This is a genomic window from Rhodococcus sp. C26F, from assembly GCF_053345925.1.
In genome coordinates, this window is record NZ_JBKFBA010000006.1 from 95,437 (window position 1) to 103,639 (window position 8,203).

General features: G+C 72.8%; 7 protein-coding genes. 4 read left to right on the forward strand and 3 right to left on the reverse strand.

Translation table 11 applies throughout. The annotated features are described in order from the left end of the window. Positions 1 to 213: 213 nt before the first annotated feature. The 4 genes from ACLBYD_RS10050 to ACLBYD_RS10065 are packed head-to-tail and all read left to right on the forward strand — an operon-like array spanning position 214 to position 4,677. Positions 214 to 594 (forward strand): chorismate mutase, encoded by a 381-nt coding sequence (locus tag ACLBYD_RS10050; protein ID WP_447816309.1) that lies wholly within the window; start codon positions 214 to 216, stop codon positions 592 to 594. An 8-nt stretch (positions 595 to 602) separates the two neighbouring features. After that, positions 603 to 2,774, forward strand: coding sequence for an aminodeoxychorismate synthase component I (gene pabB / locus ACLBYD_RS10055; protein WP_447816310.1), 2,172 nt, complete (start codon positions 603 to 605; stop codon positions 2,772 to 2,774). Beyond that, positions 2,771 to 3,685, forward strand: a complete 915-nt coding sequence (locus ACLBYD_RS10060; RefSeq protein ID WP_447816311.1) for a prephenate dehydrogenase dimerization domain-containing protein — start codon at positions 2,771 to 2,773, stop codon at positions 3,683 to 3,685. Before pabB ends, ACLBYD_RS10060 begins: the two co-directional genes overlap by 4 nt. Continuing rightward, positions 3,682 to 4,677 (forward strand): AurF N-oxygenase family protein, encoded by a 996-nt coding sequence (locus ACLBYD_RS10065; protein WP_447816312.1) that lies wholly within the window; start codon positions 3,682 to 3,684, stop codon positions 4,675 to 4,677. The genes ACLBYD_RS10060 and ACLBYD_RS10065 overlap by 4 nt, the downstream gene beginning before the upstream one ends. 10 nt (positions 4,678 to 4,687) lie before the next feature. Here the strand turns inward: ACLBYD_RS10065 and ACLBYD_RS10070 are convergent, their stop codons facing one another. From ACLBYD_RS10070 to ACLBYD_RS10080, 3 genes are all read right to left on the reverse strand, one after another. After that, the gene (locus ACLBYD_RS10070) at positions 4,688 to 5,464 is read right to left on the reverse strand and encodes a polyprenol monophosphomannose synthase (protein ID WP_120282863.1); all 777 of its coding nucleotides are present in this window, start codon (positions 5,462 to 5,464) and stop codon (positions 4,688 to 4,690) included. Further along, on the reverse strand, positions 5,464 to 7,092 hold the full coding sequence (gene lnt / locus ACLBYD_RS10075; RefSeq protein ID WP_447816313.1) for an apolipoprotein N-acyltransferase: 1,629 nt from the start codon (positions 7,090 to 7,092) through the stop codon (positions 5,464 to 5,466). The genes ACLBYD_RS10070 and lnt overlap by 1 nt, the downstream gene beginning before the upstream one ends. Then, positions 7,089 to 8,203 (reverse strand): amidohydrolase family protein (locus ACLBYD_RS10080; protein WP_447816314.1); only part of this gene is annotated, 1,115 nt, incomplete at its 5' end. The genes lnt and ACLBYD_RS10080, both read right to left, overlap by 4 nt.

The following is an 8,203-nucleotide window of genomic DNA, read 5'->3' on the forward strand; positions in this document are numbered from 1 at the left end:
GGAGCGGCACACGTCGTTACGGCCCCGACGACGCGCTCCCCGACGGGACGGTGGTTGCGCGAATTCGGTTGCGGCCCCGCCACGAATCGATCAATCGTCGATATCGGCCGGACGGTGCGTGCAATCATGATCGCACGCCGATCGATCATGATCGGCACGCCCGATCCACGACCTTCGTGCCGGTGTTCCGGCGGGTCGCTTGCAAGGGGGTGAGTGTCCGTGACCGACCGTCACCACACTGCGGCGGACGCACCGCCGACCCAGGCCGCCGCCGAACTGGCCGATCTGCGCGCCGAACTCGATGACATCGACCGGGCCCTGCTCGACGGGGTCCGCGCCCGGCTCGAGGTGTGCGGACGCGTCGCCGAACTCAAGCAACGCCACGGCCTCGACGTCATGCAACCCGGCCGCATGGAGGTCGTGCACCGCCGCGCCCAGGACTACGCGCACCGGCACGGCCTGTCCGGCGACTTCGTGCGCTCGCTGTACACCCTGCTCATCGACGAGGCCTGCCGGGTCGAGGACCGCATCGTCGCCGGCGACGACGCCGCGGAGCGGGTCACCTCCGGTCGCCGCGGCGACGGCACGAACTGAGGCCCGTCGTGTCCGCGCCCCGACCGATCCGCACGCTGTTGATCGACAACTACGACTCGTTCACCTACAACCTCTACGACCTGATCACCCGCGTCAACGGCCTCCCGCCGCGGGTACTCACCAACGATCGCAGCTGGGACGAGCTCGTCGCCGAACCGTTCGACAACATCGTCATCTCCCCCGGACCGGGCCGGCCCGATCGGGCCCGGGACTTCGGGATCAGCGCCCGCGCCCTCACCGACGCCGGGGTGCCGCTGCTGGGGGTGTGCCTGGGCCATCAGGGGCTGTGCCAGCTGTTCGGCAGCGCCGTGATCACCGCCCCCGAACCGGTGCACGGCCGCACCAGCCCGATCCTGCACGACGGCACCGGCCTGTTCGCCGGGCTGCCCTCGCCGTTCGAGGCGGTGCGCTACCACTCGCTGATCGCCGACCCGGTCCCCGCCGACCTCGACGCCACCGCCCGCACCCCGGACGGGCTGCTCATGGCCGTCGCACACCGGCACCGCCCGCTGTGGGGGGTGCAGTTCCATCCCGAATCGATCGGCACCGCCCACGGCGCGCACCTGCTCGCCAACTTCCGCGATGCCACCCCGCCGCGCAGCCCGATCACCGTCACCGCACCCACAGATCCGGAACCGACGCCCGAACCGGCCCCGCGCTACGTGCTCGCCAGCCGCCGGCTGCCGATGCACCCCGACCCGTCCGCCGTCTACGAGGCGCTCTTCGCCGCCGGTCCGCACGGGTTCTGGCTCGACGGCAGCGCCGCGCTGGATCCGCAGTCCCGGTTCACCGTTCTCGGCAACGGCGCCGGACCGCGCGCCGACTATCTGACCTACCGGGTCGGTGAGGGCATCGTGCGCGAACACCGCGCCGACGGCACCGTCGAGGAACACCACCGCCCCGTCTTCGACCATCTCACCGCCCGGCTCGCCGAGCGCCGCGTCGCCGCCCGCGACGACCTGCCGTTCGGGTTCGCGCTCGGCTATGTCGGCTATCTCGGTTACGAACTCAAGGCCGACGCCGGCTCGCAGCTCGTGCACACCTCCCCCTACGCCGACGCCGCGCTGGTCTTCGCCGACCGGGCGGTGGTCGTCGACCACGACGGGCGTTGCTGCTATCTGCTCGCCCTGACCGAGGACACCGACGATCCCGAGACCCTCGCCTGGTTCGACGCGAGCGCCGCGATCCTGTCGGCGCTGCCCGAACCGGCGACCGACGAGCAGGTCCCGGTGCCGCTGATCGGCGCGGACGGTGGCCCACAGCTGCGGCTGCGGCACTCCCCGCAGCGCTATCTCGATCTGATCGCCCAGTGCCAGAACGAAATCCGCAGCGGCGAGACCTACGAGGTGTGCCTGACGAACACCGTCACCGTCGACGGCGGTATCGACCCGCTGAGCACCTACCGGGTGCTGCGCCGCATCAGCCCCACCCCCTACAGTGCGCTGCTCGACTTCCCCGAGGTCGCGGTGCTCAGCGCCTCCCCGGAACGTTTCCTGCGGATCGACGTCGACGGCACCGTCGAATCGAAACCGATCAAGGGCACCCGCCCGCGCGGCCGCACCCCCGGTGAGGACGCGGCGCTGCGGGACGGACTGCAGGCCAGCGAGAAGGACCGCTCCGAGAACCTGATGATCGTCGACCTGGTGCGCAACGACCTGTCGCGGGTGTGCGTGCCCGGCTCGGTGCACGTGCCGGCGCTGTTCGCGGTGGAAACCTATGCCGCGGTGCACCAGCTGGTGTCCACGGTGCGCGGCACCCTGCGCCCGGACGTCTCGGCGGTGGACTGTGTGCGTGCCGCTTTCCCCGGCGGGTCGATGACCGGCGCCCCGAAGCTGCGCACCATGGAGATCATCGACAAGTTCGAGGACGGCCCGCGCGGGGTGTACTCCGGGGCGATCGGGTATCTGTCGCCGACCGGCGCCGCCGACCTGTCGGTGGTCATCCGCACCCTTGTCGCCACCGCCCACGAGGTCACCTTCGGGATCGGCGGGGCGATCGTGGCGCTGTCCGATCCGGACGACGAACTCGACGAGACCCTCGTCAAGTCCGTGGTGATGCGCCGCTGCCTCGCCGCGGCCCGCGACACCACCCCGACGAACGGTGCGGGTGCGGTCGGATCCACGGGCGCGGCCGATCTCGTCGACGGGCCGCCGGTGCTGCCGGGGCGGGCCGGGCCGTGACCACTCCCGGCCGGGTGGTCGTCGCCGGCGGATGCGGCGCCGTCGGCGCTTTGCTCACCGCCGCGCTGCGCGAGGCCGGCCGTCAGGTGCTCGTCGTCGACCCGGCCGCCGACCCGGCCGCACCCGGCATGCTGCGCGCCGATCTGACCGCCCCCGACACCCGCCTCGCCGCGGCACTCGACGGCGCCGACATCGTGGTCCTCGCCGTCCCCGACGTCGTCGCCGGTGCCGCCCTGCCGGTGCTCGCGCGGCTGCTGCCCCCACACGCCCTGCTGGTGGAGACCCTGTCGGTGAAGACCCCGATCGCCGCGGCGCTGCACACCTACCGGCCCGGCGCCCCCGCACTCGGCATCAACCCGATGTTCGCCCCCGACCTCGGGTTGCCCGGCCGGCCCGTGCTGACGGTGCGCCACCACGACGCACCGATGGTGGCCGAGTTCGTCGCGGCGCTGCGCGACTGGGGTGCCACCGTGGTCGAGACCACCGCCGACGAGCACGACCGCATCACCGCCGCCGTGCAGGTGCTCACCCACGCCGCGATCCTCGCGTTCGGTATCGCCCTCGACCGGCTCGACGTGCCGGAGGCCGCCGCTCAGGTCGCCGCGCCCCCGCACACCGTGCTGCGGGCGCTGCTCGCCCGCGTCTCGGGTGGCACCGCCGAGGTCTACCACGACATCCAGCTCACCAACCCGTACGCCGCCACCGCCCGCCGCGCCCTCGCCGAGGCGGTCGCCGATCTCGACGCCGCCACCGACGCGCTGCCCGACTTCGCGGCGCTGCTCGACCGCGCCCGCGCCGCGCTCGGCGACGGGCAACCCGCCGCCGCGCAACTGTGTGCGCAGTTGTTCGCGGCGCTGCCCCGCGATCCGGGGGCGGCCGGCGGTCCCCGCGAGGAAAGGAGCCGGACATGAGCAAGTCCGACATCCCCGACCCGCAGCTGCGCGCGCCGGAACTCCCGCAGTACGATCCGTCCGATCCGGCGGAGAGCGCGGTGATCGCCGGGCTGACCCGTTCGTGGCCGCGCCGCGCCGCCGTCAAGAAACCCGAGGTCGACCTCGACGCGCTGTTCGAGGCGGACCGCGCCGACTATCCCGAGCAGATGCTGCCCTTCGCCGAGCATCCGCGTTATCTCGCGCTCGACGAGCAGCAGCAGGCGCGGCTGCGGGCCTGGGCGTGGATCGCCTACAACAAGAGCGTCGTCGACATCGAACAGCACGTCGTCAACCCCGGCTTCGCGTTGATCACCGAGGACGCCTTCGGTATCGGCCCGTCCGACACGGTGGTCACCGGGGTGCTGCAGGCGATGGTCGACGAGCAGTACCACACCCTCATGCACCAGCAGGCCAATGTGCTCACCCGCCGTCGCCGCGGCTGGGCGCTCCCGGAGTCGGTGCTGCCGCCGTGCCCGACCGTGCGCCAGCATCGCGCCGCGGTCGCGCACGCCGAGACCCCGCGGGATGCGGCGCTGGTGCAGCTGGCGTTCACCACCGTCGCGGAGACTTCGATCAGCGCCTATCTGGCGTTGCTCACCACCGACCCGGAGCTGCAGCCGGTCAACCGCGCGACGGTGGCGGTGCACCGCCGCGACGAGCTGTGCCACGCCTCCCTCGCGGGCGGGCTGCTCACCGCGGTGCTCACCGAACTCGACGACACCGATCGGGTGCGGCTGCTCGACGCGCTCGGCACCGCGGTCGCGGCGTTCACCGGCGCCGACACCTCCACCTGGGCGGCGATCATCGCGCACGACAACATCCCCGGCGGCGACGAGCTGGTCGCCGACACCATCGCCGTGACCGAGGGCCGGCCGGTGGTGCAGGACTGCAGTGCCATCCGCCGGCTGTGTGCGGGCTTGGGGCTCGGGGAGGAACTCGACGCCCGCTGGCCGTGGCCGCGGAGCGCCTAGGGCATCAGGTTCAGCGGCCGAGCAGTGCCCGCAGGCGCGCGAGGCGGCTGCGCAGCCCCCACACGGTGACCCGGACGAGGGCCTCCTGCACGATGTTGCCGTTCATCTTCGACTCGCCGATCTCGCGTTCGGTGAACGTGATGGGCACCTCGGCGACGGTGAACCCGGCTTGCAGGGTGCGCCACGCCAGATCGACCTGGAAGCAGTAGCCGTGCGAGGCGATCGCGTCGAGGTCGAGCTTCTCGAGCACCTCGCGGCGGTAGGCGCGGTAGCCGCCGGTGATGTCCTGGATCGACACCCCCAGCGCGAGACGGGAGTAGATGTTGCCGCCGCGGGAGAGCACCTCGCGGTGCCACGGCCAGTTCACCACCGTGCCGCCGGGCACGTAACGGGAGCCGAGCACCAGATCGGCGCCGGCGTCGACCTTCTCGAGCAGCAGGTGCAACTGTTCGGGGGCGTGGCTGCCGTCGGCGTCCATCTCCACGAGCACCGTGTAGTCGTGCGCCAGACCCCACCGGAAACCGGCGATGTAGGCGGCGCCGAGACCGTTCTTCTCGGTGCGGTGCAGCACCGCGATGCGCTCGTCGGCGGCGGCGAGGTCGTCGGCGAGGTCACCGGTGCCGTCGGGGCTGCCGTCGTCGACGACGAGGACATGGGTGTGCGGCAGCGCAGCGTGCAGCCGGGTGATGATCCGACCGAGGTTCTCCCGCTCGTTGTAGGTCGGAATGATCACCAGGGTGCGGGCGCTGGGTGCGCTGTCGTTCCCGGCCGGCGTCGCCGCTGCCATCAGAGGTCCTCCTTGTCGAACCGGCCACCGGCCGGTGCTCCTGCTGCGCCGGTGCTGGTGCGAGCTGCCGCACCGGCCTTCTCCCGCCGCCCCCGCACCAGGGCGAGAGCGGTGGCGGCCACGGCCGCGGCGCAGAGCAGAAGCTCCGGCGCCACTCCGAGCCGACTAGCCAGCGTAACGTCTGCGCGCAAGGGCACCTGCGCCACCAGGGCATCGGGCACGAACAACGGTGTGCTCTGCTGCACCCGACCGTCCGGATCGACGATCGCGCTGACTCCGCTGGTCGCCGCGACGATCACCGCCCGGCCGTGCTCGACGGCCCGCACCCGCGACATCGCCAGCTGCTGGTAGGTCATCTCGGTGTCGCCGAAGGTGGCGTTGTTCGTCGGCACCGCCAGCAGTTGCGCGCCGGCGTCGATCGAATCGCGGAACGCCCGGTCGAAGGCCACCTCGTAGCAGGTCGCCACCCCGATGTCGATGCCGCCGGCGGTGACCATGCCGTCGCCGTCGCCGGGCACGAAATGGCCGGCGCGGTCGGCGTACTCGGAGAACAACCGGAAGAACGACCGCCACGGCAGGTATTCGCCGAACGGCTGGATGATCTTCTTGTCGTGCCGCTCCCCCGGACCGGTCTGCGCGTCCCACACGATCACCGAATTGGTGGTGGTGCGGTCGTCGTTGACGAGCACCGCCCCGACGAGGATCGGTGCGTCGATCGCGGCGGACGCGGCGGAGATGTCGCGGGCGGCGTCGGCGTTGCGCAGCGGGTCGATATCGGAGGCGTTCTCCGGCCAGATCACCACATCCGGGGCCGGGGCCCGTCCGGCGGCGACGTCCTCGGCGAGGACGAGGGTGCGGGCGACATGGTTGTCGAGCACTGCCTTGCGTTGGGCGTTGAAGTCCAGGCCCAGGCGCGGCACGCTGCCCTGGATCGCCGCGACCGTCACCGTCGACGACTCGTCGGTGGTGGTGCGCACCAGCGGCCACGCCGCCGCGGCGAGCAGCGGCCCGAGCAGCGTCACCGCGACCGGCACCGTCCAGGCCCGCGCCGGGCGGGGACGGCGGTAGGCGGTCAGGGCGAGGGCGGCGAGCCCGGCGCCGGTCGCTGCCACGGCGAACGACACCAGCGGAGCGCCGCCGACGACGGCGAGGGAGACGAACCCACCGTCGGGTTGGCCGAACGCCAGCCGACCCCACGGGAACCCGCCGAACGGGACGCTCGAGCGCAACCATTCGGTCAGGCTCCACGCCGCCGCGATCCACAACGGTGCGACCGGCAACGACCGCAGGTGCACCACCAGCGCCCCGAACAGGCCGACGAAGACCGCCTCGGCGGCGGCGAGCGCCAACCACGGCAACGGACCGACGTACACGCCGATCCAGGGCAGCAGCGGCACCAGGAAACCGAGACCGGCGAGATAGCCGTAGCCGAACCCGGCGCGTCGCCGCATCGGTACTGCAGTCGATACACCGACCAGGAGCGCGATCCCGACGGGGGCGAGGAACCACAGCGGACGCGGCGGGAACGACGCGAACAGCAACACTCCCGCGACGACGGCGAGCAGCGCGCGCAGCGCGACGACACGCACCGCCCGCGCGGTGACCTTCGCGAGGGGCCGGCCGGTCACCGCGCGTACACGACCCGGCCGCGGTGCACACTGCGCACCAGCACCGGATCGGCGGTGCCCGGCGTGAGATCCGGCAGCGGCGCCACCCGCGACCGCGGATCCGTCGACCATCGCTGCACCGAATCCTTCGGGGCGCTGACCACCAGCCCCCCGACCTCCCAGATCGCATACGACGCCGGCGCACCCGGATCGAGGGTGCCGGCCAGACCGTCGCGCACCCCACCGGCGCGCCACGCGCCGCGGGTCGCGGCGGCGAACGCCGCCCGCGGCGAGATCCCACTGCCCTCGGTGCGGTGGTGCACCGCCGCCCGCAGCATCGGCCACGGCCGCGGCGCCGTCACCGGCGCATCCGAGCCGAACGCCAACGCCAGCCCGGTCGCCGCCAGCGGCGCGAACGCATTCAGCGCCGCGGCGCGCTCGACGCCGAGCCGCTGCGCGTACATTCCGTCCGCCCCGCCCCACAGGGCGTCGAAGCTCGGCTGCATGCTCGCGATCACCCCGTACCGCGCCAACACCTCCGCCTGCGCGACCGTCAGCGACTCGACGTGCTCGAGCCGATGCCCGCGCGCGGCGAGCGCCGGTCCCCCGACCTCCGCGGCGACCGTCTCGAACGCCGCGACCGCGGCGGTGGTCGCCGCGTCACCGATGACGTGGAAACCGGCCTGGATGCCCGCCGAAGTGCATGCGCGCACGTGCGCGGTCAGCTCGTCCTCGGTCAGATAGCGGGTGCCGCAGCAGTCCGGCAGATCGTCGTAGGGACGGGCCAGCGCGGCGGTGTGCGAACCGATCGACCCGTCGACGAACAGATCCCCGCCCAGGGCGTCGGCGCCGGTCTCGGCGAGCAGCTCCGCGGCTTCTTCGCCGGTGCGCACCGCCTGCCCCCAGTAGCCGCGCACCTGCACCGGATGGTCGGTGCCGAGCAGTTCGGTGAAGTCGTCGAGCCCGGAGATGTCGGGGCCGGCGCATTCGTGCACCGCGACGTAACCGTGCGCGGCGAAATCGTCGAGGGCCGCCAGTCGGGCGCGGGCACGCTGCGCGGCGGTGAGTCCGCGGCGGGCGGCGCCGCGCACCGCGTGGTGCGCCGCGGCGGTCAGCGGCTGCTGCGGATCGA